Consider the following 16,441-nt stretch of genomic DNA (forward strand, 5'->3'; position numbering starts at 1 on the left):
ACTTGAATAGCAGCAGGTAAATATAAGAAATTTGTCTGGCGCTAGAAAAGCTAATTTTGTGAGGTATGAAATGAGTTTTAGCAAGAGTAAGTTTTTTAAAGAAGTATCAAGTAACGGGTTTAAAAACATTAATAAAAGAAATGAAGAAGGAGAGACGATCTTGCATCAAGCAGTAGAAATCTCCGATTACACAACAGTGAGGTTATTAATAAAAAAAGGGGCAGAGGTAAATGCAAGAGATAAAAATGGTTATACACCACTACACTGTGCAGTATTTGCAAAAAGCTTAGAAAATGTAAAAGTGCTGCTAAGGGAAGGAGCAGAAGTAAATGCCACTCAATATGTCAGTGGATGTACGCCATTGCACTCTGCATGCAAAATAGGAGGAGCAGGAGTTGAAATAATAAAAGAGCTAGTAAAAGCGGGAGCTGAAGTTAATCAACTGAATAAATATGGTGCAACACCAATGTATTACATCTGGGAAAGTGAAAAGTATTCTCTGTGTGATAGCAAAGAAAGTGAAAAGGCAAGCAAATTTTTGAGAGAAAAAGGAGGAGTAATAAAAAATAGAGAACTGACATGCTATGGAATAGAGAGGCTAGTGGGAGAAATAGCAGACATGTTGAATGGGAGTTATTTGCCGGAGTTAAAAATAATAGAGATAGAAGAAATAAGGAAGAGAGACAAATCACTGATAAAGGAAGAATGTAAAAATTTAGCAAGCAAAATAATGAGCCAAGTGAACGAAATGATAGATGAGGTAGCGAAAAGGAAGGTTTAAAAGAGGGATTTAAATTTAAAGAAAAGGTGAGGTGGATTATGTTAAAGCTTGGCAAATTTAATAAGTCAGCAAAAGAATTATTAGAGAACTCATATGAAAATATTTATGAAAGAGACGAGAAGGAAAGAACAGCTCTGCATTATGCAGTAGACGCAAAAACAGTGAAGTTATTAGTTGAAAAAGGAGTGAATGTGAATGCAGCAGATGTGAAAGGATACACAGCACTGCACCTAGCGGTAACGGAGAAACGTCTAGAAATCGTGAGGGAATTGATAAAATCAGGAGCAGACGTAAATGCTGAGGAATATGGAAATAAATGCATACCTCTACACCTTGCGTGCATGGTAGGTGAAAAAGAAATAGTGGAGGAGCTGATAAAAGCTGGAGGAGAAATAGAGCAAGCGGATAAATTTGGAATGATAGCGATGGATTATGCGAAAAATAGCAAAGAAATAGCCGAGGTATTAAAGAAAGAAACAGAGAAAATGGAAAGTTTGTTAAAAAAATAAGAGTCGTATCAGAAAGCGCAACAGCAGTTGGTAAAGGAAGGGCTAGACCAAATTTGAAGGCTGTAGCTGATAAAAGTTGGTCTTTTTCATAAGAGTAAATGGATTGATGGAAAAAAGGAGTGGTAAGGCTCCTTGCACTACAAAAACATTTGCAGGAGAAACTATGAGAAAAAGAACATTAACTTGCCGATACGAGCCAGATGAATTAGCGGAACAACATCTAGCAGACGCCTATGAGCTGTTACTAAGGTATGCGGTAAAAAGAAACAATGAAAAGGAGATAAAGAAAAATGATAACAGTGGCCTTATATGCAAGAGTTTCATCGAAGAGTCAAGCGCAGAACAATACAATAGAGAGTCAAATTGCCGAGCTCAAGCATAGAATTGCTGCAGATAAGCATGAGTTACTGAATGAGTATGAATTTAAGGATGATGGGCTTAGTGGGTGGAGTTTAGAACGTGAAGGTTTAGATGCATTACGTGATAAAGTAGGAGAAGATCAAATTGATAAAATTTATATTCATTCACCTGACCGACTATCAAGAAAATCTGCACATCAAATGATACTACTTGATGAATTTGAAAAAGCAGGAGTAGAAGTAATATTCTTAAATCATAAGACTGAAAATAATCCAGAGTCTAAATTGTTATTGGGAATGCAAGGATTAGTGGCAGAATATGAGTGTACAAAGATTATGGAACGTAGTCGTAGGGGAAAACTCCATAGAGCAAAAAAAGGCTGTGTAAGTGTAATTGGCATTGCACCTTTTGGTTATAATCGTATAAAGCATGTAGATAGAGAAAAGACAAAGTTTGAAATAAATGAAGAGGAAGCAAAAATAGTAAAGCAGATATTCATGTGGGTAGGGCAAGAGAGAATAAGTATAAGGGAAGTGATACGTAGACTAAGAGATAAGTCAATTAGAACAAGAACTGGAAAGAAGGTGTGGTGTCCAATAATAATTTGGAAGGTGTTAAGAAATCCAGCATATAAAGGACAAGCAGCGTTTGGTAAATTAAAGAGGGTTGAAAAAAGAGAAAGAAATAAACAAAAGGTTTCTATCTGTCGCACAGATGAGGACAGCTGGATTTATATACCAGTACCAAAAATAGTTGATGAAGGGTTATTTAATAAAGTGCAAAAGCAACTGGATGAAAATAGAAAAAGAGCAAGGATGCAGAGAGAGGGAGGAAAAAAGAAATACCTATTACAAGGTCTAGTTGTGTGTCAAAACTGTGGATATGCGTATAGTGGTGCACAATGTGGAGTTGAGGGAAAAAAGTTTAGCTATTATCGCTGTAGTAGTACTATACGTATTACTGATGGTAGGGAGAAGTGTACTAATAAATTGGTCCGTACAGATATGTTAGAAACAGCTATATGGGAAAAGGTGAAAAATTTACTAAAAAACCCAGAGATAATAAAAAATGAGTATCACCGTAGAATTGCAGAAAATAAAAATGATGAATCATCAGATAAGAAGCTTGCAAGAAGAGAAAATCAAATAAAACAAGGCATCGAAAAGTTAATGGAAGACTATTATAGTCAAGAAAATGTAGGAGATAAAGGATATATAAGTGAGGAAGAATTTAAACAGACGATGAAAAGAATGAGGGAACGCTTAAGAGGGATAGAAGAAGAGAAGAAAAAGGTAGTTGATCAAAAAGCGATAGAGAAGGGAATGAACCTTATCATCAACAGTATAAAGAGTCTTTATTCCAGTGTAAAATCTAATTTGGAACAGCTAGATTGGCAAACTAAGCGTGGCATCATTAAAGCATTAGTAGAACGAATTCAGATTGGTTATGACCAGGTAGAAGTGGCGTTTAGAATAGAAGAACCAGCACAGGATGGAGAGATTTTTAATTTGCAACATTGTACTGGACGTCATGACAATAAGAGTATTTATCCTTTAGAATTAATTAAGAGAAAATTTTTTCTTGACTTGTTGTATAATTTGATAAAAGTGATCAAAATCTAAGCTTGCACTACCAATTAAAACTCCCAACAGATTTGGAATACTGAGCAAGTTTCCTATATTTTCTGAGCTGACTGAGCCACCATATATAATGTGTTTTTTACCAGTACACAATTTTATTATCTCTATCACCTCAGCAATTGCGTCATTATTTGGCACATTTCCTGTTCCTATTGCCCATATCGGTTCGTATGCTATGGTATATTCACCTTGTGTTGGCAAACGGTTTTTGCATTGATATTCTATTACTTCTTTTGTTTTTTTATTTTTATAATCTTCTGAGTTTTCACCTACACAGATGATTGGGTGTAATCCTGATTCTATTGCTGTTTTCGATTTAAGTTTTATTTCACTATCTTTTTCATGAGCCCTTTCAGAATGTCCAAGTATTACGTAACTACATCCTAGTTCCTTCAACATTCCTGCACTAATTTCACCTGTGTAAGAACCGAACTCTTTATGATGGCAATTCTGTCCTCCTATTTTAATATTGTTGTTCAACTCTATATTGCTTTGAAATGATGTAAAAGGAGGGCAAATTACTAATTTAGAGGTAATTTCGTTGCTCTTGTTGTTAAGTTTGCCTATAAAGTCAACAAATGAAGAACGTGTTCCATTCATTTTCCAATTTGCTACTATTAAAAAAGACATCAATTTTTCTTATATGAATGAGAGTGCCGGCTGTCGGACTTGAACTGACAACCTACTGATTACAAGTCAGTTGCTCTACCAATTGAGCTAAGCCGGCATTAAATACACTGACAATATACAATTATTGATGAATTTTCGTCAACTAATTTTTAAAATACTGCATACTAAGATCATATGAAAAAATTTTTACTGAAGCCAAAAAAGAGTCTAGGGCAAAATTTTATTTTATCGAATGAGATAATAAAAAGAATAGTTGCCTTAGCTGGTAGCCTGAAAGATTTTAATGTTATTGAAATTGGTCCTGGGTATGGTGCGTTAACAAGAGAAATATTGGCATATAATCCAAAGTTTCTACTTTCTATAGAAAAAGATAGTAGTTTAGTGAAACATCACGAACAATTGCTAAATGAGCATCAGGGAAAATATAGAATTATAGAAGCAGATGCACTTAATGTTGTAGAAAAAGAGCTGGTAGAATGTCCAGTCAAAGTCATTGCTAACTTGCCTTACAATATCTCAGTAGCGTTATTTTTAAAGTGGTTAAATAATATAAAATTTTTTACGAATTTGACGTTAATGTTCCAAAAGGAGGTAGCAGAGCGTATTACAGCAGAACCTAATTCTAAAGATTATGGTTCCCTATCAGTGCTAAGCCAGTTACTATGCGACATAAAAAAGGAATTTGATATTGAACCTAAGGAATTTTTTCCAAGACCAAAAGTATATTCTTCAGTAATTACAGTAAAACCTTTACCCACTCCAAGATTTGCAGTAAATTTAGAAACCTTAACAAAGCTAACACGTGCTGTGTTCGCTCAAAGAAGAAAGATGCTGAGAAATAGCTTGCAAAGTATAACTAGTGATGTCTCAACTACTCTTGAGAATGCTAAACTGAGTGGAGACGAACGTCCAGAAAGCTTAACTATTGAGCAGTTCTGTTTGCTAGCAAATAATATAATTATGCGATAAATATATTAGGAGCTACATACCTCTTCTATCCTATTTTGATCTAAAAATAGCTGGAGCCAGGCTAATTTTGCAAAAGCTCTATTGCAATTTCATTAATTGGCGTATAAGCTTTAAATAAAGCATATGAAAAAAATGGAAGCTTGTTATTCGTTTGACGATGTACTTCTCTTACCGGCCTATTCTGATGTATTGCCTCGTGATGCAGACACAAGAACTTATCTAACAAATAATATAGAACTAAATATCCCTCTCATATCCTCTGCAATGGACACTGTCACTGAATCAGGCTTTGCAATAGCTATTGCCCAACATGGTGGAATAGGTTGCATACATAAGAATTTATCAATAGATGAACAAGTGTTAGAAGTAAGAAGGGTGAAAAAATATGAAAGCTGGATCGTGTATAACCCAATTACAATTTCCCCAGATAAAACAGTTGCAGAAGCAGTTTCATTAATGAGAGAGTATAATTATTCCGGCATTCCTGTAGTTGATCAACGCAAGTTAGTGGGAATTTTAACTAATCGAGATGTGAGGTTTATTGAAGACCAGAACATGAATATAAAAGTTTCCGAGGTAATGACAAAAGATAAGTTAGTAACAGTTCGAGAGCAGGCAGTAAATAGCGCCTCAGCAATGAAATTGTTGCATGCAAATAGAATAGAGAAGCTTTTGGTTGTTGATGAAAATTCTTGTTGCATAGGTCTAATCACAGTTAAAGACATCGAAAAATACAATAGATATCCAAATTCATGTAAAGACAGTAAAGGTCGACTCAGAGTTGCCGCTGCAATTGGTACTGGTAAAAAAGACGGTATAGAAAGATGTGAAGCTTTGGTCGAAGAAGAAGTTGATGTGGTTATTGTAGATACCGCTCACGGTCATTCCGAGAACGTTGTCAGCACTATTAAGGAAATAAAAAAGATGTATCCGAATACGCAATTAATCGGCGGAAATATTACAACAAAGGAGGCTGCTGAAGCGTTGATTGATGCTGGTGTTGATGCAGTGAAAGTTGGAATAGGGCCAGGATCAATTTGTACTACCAGAATAGTTACAGGCGTTGGTATGCCACAATTCTCTGCGATCAAGAATATTGCAGAGGTTTGTAAAACAAAAAACGTCAGACTAATTGCTGATGGTGGAATAAAATATTCGGGAGATGTTGCAAAAGCTATTGCAGCTGGTGCTGATACTGTGATGATAGGTTCAATCTTTGCTGGTACTGAGGAAAGCCCAGGTGAGATTATCATGTATAAGGGTAGAGCATATAAGGAATATCGAGGAATGGGATCTATTAGTGCAATGAAACGAGGGTCAGCTAGCCGTTATTTTCAAGATTCAAAACTTGATTTAGTCCCACAAGGAGTAGAAGCAAGAGTTCCTTTTAAAGGTCCAGCTTCAGGAGTGATCTGTCAGTTAATTGGTGGGTTGCAAGCTGCAATGGGTTACACTGGCAACCGTAATATAGAAGAGATGAAAAAAAACTGCAAATTTGTCACTATTACTTCATCAGGGTTAAGAGAAAGTCATGCTCATGATATAATCATTACACAGGAAGCTCCAAATTACGCTTACCAAGCATCTAATTTATCATCTGATTCAGAGTAAATACAATCCCCTTTTGAGTGGGTCATTTCAACACTGGTACACAATTGATATTAATATTAAGAGTCAAAAAGATGTCATCTAAGTGGCTGACACTGGAAAATCGATTGTAAATAAACTGACTACATAAAATTTTTGATCAAAATCAGTGCTATAAGTTGGAATAGCAACTTAAGGTAGATTGCCAGCTTAATATATTTTGATAAATCCAAATTATTTTAGCTATAAGAGAGCTTTGCTTTTTTGCTCCATCAGAATTGGCTTACTTTTAGTGATTCATGGAGTTAAAAAAGTCAGCATTGCTCTTTGTTAAAAGTAATTTGTCACGTAAAAACTCCATTGCTTCAACAGATCCCATAGGGTTAAGTATCCTACGCAATACCCATATTTTATTTAGTATGGCCTTATCAACTAATAGCTCTTCCTTCCTTGTTCCGGATTTTGTAATATCAATAGCAGGGAATATACGTTTATCAGCAAGTTTTCTATCTAGTATAATTTCAGCATTACCTGTGCCTTTAAACTCTTCAAAAATAACATCATCCATTTTTGAACCAGTTTCTATAAGGGCTGTAGCGATGATTGTCAAAGAACCACCATTTTCAATATTACGAGCTGCTCCAAAAAAGCGTTTTGGTCTTTGCAGCGCATTTGAATCTACACCACCGGTTAGAACCTTTCCAGACGAAGGAATGACTGCATTATAAGCACGTGCAAGGCGAGTTATAGAATCAAGCAAAATCACTACATCTTTTTTGTGTTCAACCATTCTTTTAGCTTTTTCTATTACTATTTCAGCAAGTTGGACATGACGGTAGGCAGGTTCATCAAATGTAGAGCTTACCACTTCACCCTTTACAGAGCGTATCATATCTGTCACCTCTTCGGGTCTTTCATCTATAAGTAATACTATTAGTTCTATTTCAGGATGATTTGTAGCTATAGAGTGAGCCATTTGCTGAAGCAATATCGTTTTTCCTGTACGAGGTGGAGCAACTATCAATGCTCTTTGTCCTTTTCCAAGAGGTGTAACTATATCTACAGCACGCATGTTTATATCTTTTTTATTATCTCCGCTACTGTTGTTTTCAAGGATGAGGCTTTTTTCAGGATAAAGTGGAAGCAAATTATCAAAATGTACGTACTTTCTTAATTCACTGATTTCAGTAGAGTTTATACTGTGAACCTTAGTTAAAGTAAAATATCTTTCCTTATCACCAGGTGGCCTTATTTCTCCACATGCCATATCTCCTGTACGTAAATTAAACTTCTTTATTTGGCCATTGGAAATATAAACATCATCGGTACTTGGAGCATAATTTGCACTTGATGAACGTAAGAAACCAAAACCATCAGGCAATATTTCCACTACTCCACTTCCTGTGGTTATGCCTCCTTCTTCACTCATTTTCTTCATTAAACTGAATATCATTTCCTGTTTTAGCATCCTGCCATTGCCTTTACCACTAGTTGAAATTTTTCTTTCTTCAGCTAGCTCTAACAATTCTTCTGCTGTTTTCTCTTTCAATTCGCTCAGGTCCAATGTTTTCTTGTTTTTTTCAGCACCTTCACTGGTCATTTGTTTTACTGCGTCAGCATTATGAATTTGTTCGCTTTTTTCAGGTTGACCTACAACCCCTTCTTTTGCTAAGACATCTTCATTGATTGTTGTCATAATCCTCCAAAAATTTTAATTGATGCTTACTAACCTAAAACGTGAATATAAAACAATAAATTAGGCTGAGCTAGTTTTCAGTGCGTATTTAGACTTAATTATTATTAAACTAGATACTTTACTTGCATTATACTGATAAAAACTAACAAGTCAAGTCAATTTAATATTAACAAAGTACAAGAATTTGAGAATCATCAATAGCTATTATTTATATTTTTTAATCTTTGTTTCTTCTCTTCTTCTACTTTCGCTTTTTCTACTTCCGCTTCTAAATTTTCCTGGCTACATAAACCAAGTAGTACAGGATCTTGAGGTTTGATATTGAGTATGTTATGATGAGATCTATCTCTTACCTGCTCAACTGTGTAATTTGTTGTACCAACTAGCTTAGCTATTACATTATTGTTCAAGATAGGAAATTTTTTTACCAAATAATAAATCGCATTAGGTTTATCTCTACGCCTTGCTGTGGAAGCAAAGGCAAGAAAGCTAATCGTCTTTGCCCTTTTTTTCATATTTTTTATAATCAAATTTGGTACACGATTTGGATTTTTTTTGCAATTATCGATTTCTTTTTCAGTAATTATTTCAGAAATAATAGGGTCATACTTTTCAACTTCTATTTCCTCATCAGCTATGTCTTGTACTTTTTCAAGGGATAACTTGCAACATTGTGCTATTTGATCAAAAGTTAAGCTAGTGTTATCAACCAACCAAGCAGCTACTTGCATGAGAAATTGTTCATTTCTATCTTTATTGTCTTTAGAAGATTCCATTGACATCGAAAAAACATCTCCCATTTTAATATTCCTTTGCTGTTATAGAAATAAAATATAAACCATTAAAACTAAAAAAGCATTAACTTTGTCATCCAATGGCTTTTTGGTTTATATTTCTTATCTCTTAGAACCTGTTCATAATCTTTTGAAGAGGAAAGAAGCAAAAGCAAATTTGTAGGCTAGTATTAAATTTACGCTCGCAATTTTTCCAAAGTCGCCTACATTTTTCCAACCAGGCAAAAGAAGATCTCTCAACAACCCATCTTTTTGGCAATACAGCAAAGGTGCTTCACCTCAACAGTTGCACCAATAGTTACTTTTATCTGTGTTGCAAAATTTTCTCCAGTGTAGCCTGCATCAACCAGTATGTTTTTAACTTCAGAGAGACTTTCTTTAGCATTTTTAACCATTGTCAAAGCACTGCTACGATCAGTTATTTCTGCCGTTGTTATATGAATTGCGTGTGTCAAACCTTGTGTATCAACTGCGATATGACGCTTTATTACTGAAATTTTCTTGCCAGCATCATAACCTTTTTCTTCAGCAGTATCGGTATTTTTTACACTTTGGGCATCAATGATGCAGAAGCTTGTTTTGGTATTTCGACCACTGTTCTCTCCAACCAATTTTTTTAAAGACAATTTCTAGAACATTTTCTCTATCTTCATTCGTTTTTTTACTCCATTTCTTGAAGTAATCGTAAAAATTTCGCCATCTTGGAAACTCTTTTGGAAGCATTCGCCATTGACAGCCACTTTTTAGTACATAAAGCACACCACAAAATAACTCATATAAACCTAATCTTCTTGGCTTTGTTTTCTTTCGCACGCTTTCTAAAATTAGTCTAATCTTTTCGAATTTTTCACAACTTATGTCACTTGGATATGTATTCCTCATACTTTACCTCATGTCAACTATACCTCATCTTACCATATTCAGAGATCACTTACAGGCTCTTAGGTTAATATAAGCTTCCATTCAATTTAATACACTACAATATTACATATATTAGCTAATTTGTTAATAGATTTACAAATATTAAATTATTGCTATTCTAAATTTAAGTGTTAGTTAACTAAGTTTACAATGAGTATTAGAAATTTTTTTACCAAGGCAATCGTTCTCCTTTTAGTTTGCTTATTAATCTTTATGGGGATTGGCAATCTTTTATCAAATGATGATGAAAGGAAAGAATTAGCTAAAGTAGGAAAGGAAGTTATAACATCAGATGAATATAAATTACTATATCAAAATTATAAAAAGCAAATTTCTGGATCTGATGTAAGTAAAGAACAAGTAAAAAAGCTGAAATATGATTTACTTAACGCACTTATAGAGCAAAAACTATTGTTTAACCTAATTAGCGAACTTGGATTAAAAGTTGGAGAAGAATCTATCAAAAGCCACATAAAAAATACCAAGTACTTTCAGGACGATAAAGGAGAATTTGACCATAATAAATTCCATCAAACTCTAAATAGCCTGCATATAACAGAAAAGGAATATATAGAAAAACTAGAGAAAATCCTGCCTGCAATGATGTTCATGACTTCGTTATTTAAAGATAATTATCCGGTAACTTTTGGTGAGAGTGTTGATGAGCAGATATACAAAAATCGCTACCAAACTAGAGTAGTTGATATTGTTAAAATAACTGAGAATGCAATTACAGACGTTCCTGAACCAGATGATCAAGCCTTACTTGATTTGTATGAAAGAAATAAGTCCAATTTTTATTACCCTGAGTATCGAACTGCGCAATACATTTCTCTGGATCAAAAATATTTTGAAGATCAAATCAGAATTTCAGATGAAGAGGTTGATAGTATAATAGAACATCAGGAACTTAAAAATCAAAGAGACATATTCAATGTGATATTTCCTACCAAAGAAAAAGCTGAAATAGCAAGAAGAGCACTTGAAGAAAGTAAAGCAAGCTTTGAACAAATAATAGAAGAGTTTAATAAAGTGAAACTCGATGAAACCAGAGTAAATAATATAACTAAGGATTTCTTACCTGAAAATATGAGAGAAAAGGTATTTGCTCTCAAAACAGGTGAAGTAAGTGAAGTTTTAACAAGCAATTTTGGATGGCACGTAATAAAGGTAGAAAGCATACATCAAATCTCTGATGAAGACTTGGTTGATTTAAAAAAAGACATAAGGTCAGTTTTAACCAATCAAAAGTCTTTTGAAAAAGTCAATGATTTCATAAATCAAGTGAATTATAAGATATACAATGGTGCAACGATTGAAGAAATCTCCAATAATTACAATTTACCTATACAAACCATTGGTCCAGTAGATGCTAGTGGGAAAGACCAAAGTGGTAATGAAGTAGGAAATTCCAGTGATTTCATTTCTTTCATTTTTTCACGCGAGAAAGATCAGAAGAATTATTTTAAGGGTGTTGGAGATACTGTTGTTGGTGTAAAAATCAGTGATATCGTTCCTCCTAAATTACAAAATTTTGAAGAAAGTAGGGAATCAGCCATAAAGCTTTGGCGTAGTGAATTTATAAAAGAAAGAATGTTTAAAATGGGACAAGAAGTAGCAGTTCAACTAAGAGAAAAGACAGATTTGGAAGAAATGCAAGGTATAAAATTGGTTAAAGGCCAGCAAATACAACGCAATGAACAAAACTACCCTTTTTCTTTCATAGAAGAGATTTTCAATATGAAAACAACTAATTCGGTAACAGATCCTATTCAATACAATAATGAAATTATAATAGGCGTTCTAAAACAAATGCATTCATCAAATGGTAAATTAAACATGCTTGACACCGGAAAACGTGTGATGATATCGCTAAAGGAACAGTTAATTAGCTATCTAAAATCAAAGTATAGAGTAGAAGTTAATCATGCTATGATTGATGATATATAAAAAAGTTTATTATCTTCCTTTTATGAGTGATTAGAGGGGGCTATATTGTATTTTTAGGTAAAAGAGGTACAATTAGTTTGACTTGAGCTGTTTATTGTATTTAAATTGTAATTAATATATGAATAAAGGTTGACATGGCAGTTAAAATAAGGTTAGCAAGGTTTGGGGCAAAGAAACGTCCTTTTTATAGGATAGTTGTAGCCGACTCACGAGCACCAAGAGATGGGCGCTTTATTGAGAGAATAGGACAATATGATCCAATGTTGCCAAAAGACAATAAAAATCGTGTTGTGGTAAAAGCTGATAGATTAAAACATTGGCTAAGTGTAGGAGCGCAAGCAACTGAAAGGGTAATGTGGTTCATTAAAAAAGGCATAGTAGATTTAGAAACAGAATCGAAAAAAACAGAAAAGAAAAAAGTTGAGAAAGTACAAGGGCAAGAAGCATAAGTCCTCTTGAATGCTAAACACTGATTTAACAAAAAGTAGTAAATTAGATGATATTGTATCTTCTGATTTATTGGCTATGAATGACTTTATCTTCAAAAATGTCAATGATGAAGGTACTAAGCTTGCTACCGATATTACATCTCATCTTATTAATTCAGGAGGAAAAAAGATAAGGCCTAAGCTCATTTTTATTATATGTAAAATGCTGAATTACTCTGGAGAGAGTAGGGTCAACATTGCTGCATCGGTAGAATTTATACACAACGCTACTTTACTTCATGATGATGTGCTTGATGAAAGTAAGGCACGCCATGGAGTTGCAACAGCAAATAAAATTTGGGGGAATAAATCAAGCATTTTAGTTGGTGATCTATTATTGACCTTAGCATTTAGATGGCTTATAGAATGTGGGAATTTAAGTGTTCTCTCTATTTTATCTAAGGCATCTAATTTGCTTGTCAAGGGTGAGATAAAGCAGATGACAACGCGTTTTGACCCTAACACAATTAGGAAAAATTATTTTAATATCATTGGAGAAAAGACAGCATCTTTATTTTCTGCATGCTCCGAGGCTGCATCAGTAGTATCTGGAGCCACAAGTGACGAAACAGAGAGGCTAAGGAATTTCGGGTTTAATTTTGGCATGGCATTCCAAATAATTGATGACGTGCTAGATTATACTGCTAATCAATGCACTTTAGGAAAGCAACTTGGAAAAGATTTCTTTGAAGGTAAAGTCACTTTACCTTCTATTATAGCATATGAAAAAGGCAGCTCATCAGAACAAAAATTCTGGGAGAAATCTTTTTCTTCAGCTAGACACAATTTTGACCAAGCATTACAATATATTAATCATCATAATGCCATTCATGTTTCTATGGAAGAAGCTAAACACTATATTAATATGGCGCAAAGTAATATTGATACTTTTTCTGATTCTCTTTATAAAACTGCTTTGATTGACTTTTTAAATGCAAGCATAGAAAGACAAGGATAGCTAACGCTTGATATTTTTAGATTGATTGTTATATATTTATTAAGTTTGTAAGGGTGAATGATATGTCAGATAGTAATAAAGAGAAAAAAAAGAAATTTGCAGATATGGTCAGTAAACGAAAAGGGGATGATCAAGAAGATCAGCAAACAGGTGATTTAAGTGAAGAGCTTAATATATTAAAAGAACGTGCAGTTCAGCTTGAAGATCATTTACGTCGCGCTGTTGCGGATAATGAAAACGTTAAACGTATAATGCAAAAGCAAATTAGCGATGCAAGTGATTATGCAGTCACAAAATTTGCACGTGATATGATCGACTCTTGTGACAATTTAAAAAAAGCAATGGAAAACTTGAAAGATGGTGATCCTATTCATGAAGGAATAAAAGTGGCGCACCAAAAGATTGTGAGTGATCTAAAAAAACATGGAATAGAAGAAATAGATCCAATAGGTAACTCTTTTGACAGCAATTTACATCAAGCTGTTGTGGAAAGAGAAGATAATGAAAAAGAGCCTGGCACTATTGTAGAAGTACTACAAACTGGTTATACCATTAAAAATAGGTTGCTTCGTCCTGCAATGGTTATTCTTTCTAAAAAATCTGCTGATTGCGAAAGTAACTAATAAAACACTCAAGGTATGGAAGAAGTTGTCTTCTCAGGTATTCAGCCAAGTGGAGTATTACACTTGGGCAATTATCTTGGTGCAATTAAGCAGTGGATAGGCTTGCAGGATAAATATAAATCTCTTTTTTGTGTTGTTGATCTGCATGCAATCACAGCAAATAAGCTTCCCGCAAATGAATTAAAAAATAATATTTTTAAAGCAGCAGCAACTTATATTGCATGTGGAATAGATCCGGAAAAGTCGATTATTTTCAATCAATCCGCAGTTAGTGGTCATGCAGAATTGGGCTGGCTGCTAGGGTGCTATACACCAATTGGTTGGCTTAATCGTATGACTCAATTTAAAGATAAGGCTGGAAGCGATAGACAAAAAGCTTCTCTTGGGTTATATAGCTACCCAGTACTTATGGCTGCGGATATATTGCTGTATCAAACTAAATATGTTCCTGTTGGCGATGATCAAAAACAGCATTTAGAACTTGCACGTGATATTGCATCAGCTTTTAACAATCATTATAAATGTAGTCATTTCATCATACCTGAAATCTTAACTTTGGATTGTACATCAAGGATAATGAGCTTAAGAGATGGAGCAAGCAAGATGAGCAAATCTGATTCTTCAGAATACTCATGCATTAACCTTGACGATACAGATGACTTGATTGTCAAGAAAATAGAAAAAGCAAAAACAGATTCAATTCTAGGCTTTGATTTTGCTACTTTAAAGTGCCGTCCAGAAGTAAACAATTTGGTAAACGTTTATTCAGTGCTTAGTGATTTAAATGTGGAAAAAGTGTGTGAAGAAGTGAATAAACATGATATGAAACACTTTAAAAAAGAGTTAGCTGACTTAATCATCAGTGTTATATCACCCATACGTGAGAAGTTGAACGGTCTTTTGAGGGATCAGCTCCATTTACATAAAATATTAAAAGAAGGTACAGAAAAAGCAGCAGAGATTGCAAATAACAATATAAAAAAGATCAAGGATATTATAGGGTTTGTTCAATAGGTTACAACTATTTCTTCCCATGGCTTTCAAATCGTGCAGCTATTTTCTTTACACTAACATGAGTGAGAAGAGGTTTTTTACTAACCGGAAGTTTAGAATCGGACTTTGCTGTTATGGGGTTCATTTTAGATCTTTTATTTCCTACCGGAAATGAGTGAGATTGGGAGGCAGTTTCTTGCGATGGTGCAGGATCTTTCTTCATACCGATATCTGCTTGTGTTGCAGGGGTGGCTTTGCTCTTAGCAACTTGATTTTGCTCAAACTTTCCTACTATTGACTTTACTCTACCGTCCTTCTTGCTATTTACTTTTTCTTTTATAATAACCGCTTTTACTTCTGATGATGCTTTATCAGCAGATTTTTTCAGGATTGGTTTACTTTCAGCTGATTTTTGCGAAGTCACTTCTACTATTATTGGTTTCGTGCTCACTTGTTGATCAACAATATCTAGCCTTTTAGGATTTGACAGTATTTCAGATTTATCTTCTTTAGTTTCTTGCTTAATTTCTTGATTGGTAGCGTTTAGCGCTGGTGGCTCTGGAGCCTGTCTCTTTTTATATCCTCTTCTTGTTCCTGCATTTTTCTTAGGTTTCGTTTTGTGAGTTGGCTCCTTTTTAGCTAACTTTGAGTCTTCCGAATCTTTTGTTGAAGATTTACTACTTTTCTCTTGATAATTTGATATTTCCTCATTTCCAGACTCTTCACTTAATGAACTTTCATAGCCTGAATCTTCAGGAGATACATTCTCTATTTCTGGTTTAAAGTGTACCTTTTTTGAGGCAGTAGGAGGTGGCGGAGGTGCCGTTGTTGGCCGTTTTATTTTCTTCATACCTGATTTTCCTGCCGGCTGTTTTCCTTTTTGCAGCTTAGGAGTATCTTCCTTCTGCTTTGATGTCGTTTTATTTTCCGTGCTTACTTCGTATGATTTATGTTCTTTATTGCCTTTTCCACTCTGTTTCGAATCTAAAATTTCTTTAAGTCCTTTCTTGAATAGATTAATTGTACTTAAAATATTTGTGTATTCGGCTGCTTTTTCTATAGTGAAACCTGATAATTCATCACCAACAAAATTTTTTATGTCATTATCATTAGTTGGAATATCTTTTCCCAAGACTCTATCTAATATCCCTTTTAATGTTCCAATAAAACCGAGTGGCTTTGTGCTCAAAGGTTCTACATAATTATTCAAGTCGCTATATATAACAAATTTGGCTACATCTTTTGCGTTGTTTGTAAAATTCTTCAGAGCTTGAGATAAATCTTTCAGTGTTTCATCATATTGTTCATTAATTTTTTTTGTATCCTTCAGCTTTATGACTCTTATCAAAGAATTGAGATTTTTATCATAATTGTCACTTTTAAATAGATCACTCATACCAATTACTGTTTATCGTTTACTTAAATATAAATTCAAAGTATTAAGACCGAGTAAATGTTATATGACTTATCCTCTGACTCATAAACGCTTGCGTTCCTTAATGTGCAAAAAATTTCAATAATCTTCAATCAGCAATAGTATAG

At 34.1% G+C, this 16,441-nt stretch carries 15 protein-coding genes, 1 tRNA gene and 1 pseudogene; 11 read left to right on the plus strand and 6 right to left on the minus strand.

What is annotated here, in order from left to right; all coding sequences use genetic code 11:
- Positions 1 to 70 precede the first annotated feature (70 nt).
- The 4 genes from AAGE00_RS02705 (at position 71) to AAGE00_RS02720 (ending at position 3,272) form a co-directional block, all read left to right on the plus strand.
- Entirely contained in the window at positions 71 to 781 is a 711-nt protein-coding gene (locus AAGE00_RS02705; protein WP_135352802.1) for an ankyrin repeat domain-containing protein, read from the plus strand.
- Positions 782 to 819: 38 nt separating this feature from the next.
- Entirely contained in the window at positions 820 to 1,290 is a 471-nt protein-coding gene (locus tag AAGE00_RS02710; protein WP_264376927.1) for an ankyrin repeat domain-containing protein, read from the plus strand.
- Positions 1,291 to 1,396: 106 nt separating this feature from the next.
- Complete coding sequence (locus AAGE00_RS02715) at positions 1,397 to 1,672, plus strand: hypothetical protein (protein WP_017532679.1); 276 nt, start codon at positions 1,397 to 1,399, stop codon at positions 1,670 to 1,672.
- Positions 1,581 to 3,272: a recombinase family protein gene (locus AAGE00_RS02720; RefSeq protein ID WP_213863784.1), complete on the plus strand. Its 1,692-nt coding sequence runs from the start codon at positions 1,581 to 1,583 to the stop codon at positions 3,270 to 3,272. The genes AAGE00_RS02715 and AAGE00_RS02720 overlap by 92 nt, the downstream gene beginning before the upstream one ends.
- On the opposite strand, the gene AAGE00_RS02725 is transcribed toward AAGE00_RS02720, so the two are convergent.
- Both AAGE00_RS02725 and AAGE00_RS02730 read right to left on the minus strand, forming a co-directional pair.
- A complete protein-coding gene (locus tag AAGE00_RS02725) occupies positions 3,210 to 3,920 on the minus strand; it encodes a triosephosphate isomerase (protein ID WP_213863783.1) in 711 nt (236 codons plus the stop codon). The two genes, AAGE00_RS02720 and AAGE00_RS02725, sit on opposite strands and share 63 nt — an antisense overlap.
- A 24-nt stretch (positions 3,921 to 3,944) precedes the next feature.
- Positions 3,945 to 4,017 (minus strand) — tRNA-Thr (locus tag AAGE00_RS02730).
- A 77-nt stretch (positions 4,018 to 4,094) separates the two neighbouring features.
- Here AAGE00_RS02730 and rsmA point away from each other — a divergent pair.
- Both rsmA and guaB read left to right on the plus strand, forming a co-directional pair.
- Entirely contained in the window at positions 4,095 to 4,889 is a 795-nt protein-coding gene (gene rsmA / locus AAGE00_RS02735) for a 16S rRNA (adenine(1518)-N(6)/adenine(1519)-N(6))-dimethyltransferase RsmA (protein WP_019236635.1), read from the plus strand.
- A gap of 123 nt (positions 4,890 to 5,012) precedes the next feature.
- Positions 5,013 to 6,500: an IMP dehydrogenase gene (guaB, locus tag AAGE00_RS02740; protein ID WP_213863782.1), complete on the plus strand. Its 1,488-nt coding sequence runs from the start codon at positions 5,013 to 5,015 to the stop codon at positions 6,498 to 6,500.
- A 265-nt stretch (positions 6,501 to 6,765) separates the two neighbouring features.
- On the opposite strand, the gene rho is transcribed toward guaB, so the two are convergent.
- From rho to AAGE00_RS02755, 3 genes and pseudogenes are all read right to left on the minus strand, one after another.
- Positions 6,766 to 8,172, minus strand: a complete 1,407-nt coding sequence (gene rho / locus AAGE00_RS02745) for a transcription termination factor Rho (RefSeq protein ID WP_213863781.1) — start codon at positions 8,170 to 8,172, stop codon at positions 6,766 to 6,768.
- A gap of 194 nt (positions 8,173 to 8,366) precedes the next feature.
- On the minus strand, positions 8,367 to 8,972 hold the full coding sequence (locus AAGE00_RS02750; RefSeq protein ID WP_007301964.1) for a cell cycle transcriptional regulator TrcR: 606 nt from the start codon (positions 8,970 to 8,972) through the stop codon (positions 8,367 to 8,369).
- A 103-nt stretch (positions 8,973 to 9,075) separates the two neighbouring features.
- Positions 9,076 to 9,848 (minus strand): annotated as a pseudogene (locus AAGE00_RS02755) (IS5 family transposase).
- 189 nt (positions 9,849 to 10,037) lie between these two features.
- Between AAGE00_RS02755 and AAGE00_RS02760 the strand changes: the two are divergent.
- From AAGE00_RS02760 to trpS, 5 genes are all read left to right on the plus strand, one after another.
- The gene (locus AAGE00_RS02760; RefSeq protein ID WP_213863780.1) at positions 10,038 to 11,837 is read left to right on the plus strand and encodes a peptidylprolyl isomerase; all 1,800 of its coding nucleotides are present in this window, start codon (positions 10,038 to 10,040) and stop codon (positions 11,835 to 11,837) included.
- Between the two features lie 134 nt (positions 11,838 to 11,971).
- Positions 11,972 to 12,286 carry a 30S ribosomal protein S16 gene (gene rpsP, locus AAGE00_RS02765; RefSeq protein WP_213863779.1) on the plus strand — a complete coding sequence of 105 codons (315 nt, stop codon included), beginning with the start codon at positions 11,972 to 11,974 and terminating at the stop codon, positions 12,284 to 12,286.
- Between the two features lie 10 nt (positions 12,287 to 12,296).
- Complete coding sequence (locus tag AAGE00_RS02770; RefSeq protein ID WP_052264648.1) at positions 12,297 to 13,283, plus strand: polyprenyl synthetase family protein; 987 nt, start codon at positions 12,297 to 12,299, stop codon at positions 13,281 to 13,283.
- Positions 13,284 to 13,345: 62 nt separating this feature from the next.
- A complete protein-coding gene (locus AAGE00_RS02775) occupies positions 13,346 to 13,906 on the plus strand; it encodes a nucleotide exchange factor GrpE (RefSeq protein WP_007301960.1) in 561 nt (186 codons plus the stop codon).
- A 15-nt stretch (positions 13,907 to 13,921) separates the two neighbouring features.
- Entirely contained in the window at positions 13,922 to 14,920 is a 999-nt protein-coding gene (trpS, locus tag AAGE00_RS02780; RefSeq protein ID WP_007301959.1) for a tryptophan--tRNA ligase, read from the plus strand.
- A 7-nt stretch (positions 14,921 to 14,927) separates the two neighbouring features.
- Here trpS and AAGE00_RS02785 read toward each other — a convergent pair whose 3' ends face one another.
- Positions 14,928 to 16,295 (minus strand): hypothetical protein, encoded by a 1,368-nt coding sequence (locus AAGE00_RS02785; RefSeq protein ID WP_007301958.1) that lies wholly within the window; start codon positions 16,293 to 16,295, stop codon positions 14,928 to 14,930.
- Positions 16,296 to 16,441 lie beyond the last annotated feature (146 nt).

The organism is Wolbachia endosymbiont (group B) of Aricia artaxerxes, from assembly GCF_964026975.1.
Lineage (GTDB): Bacteria > Pseudomonadota > Alphaproteobacteria > Rickettsiales > Anaplasmataceae > Wolbachia.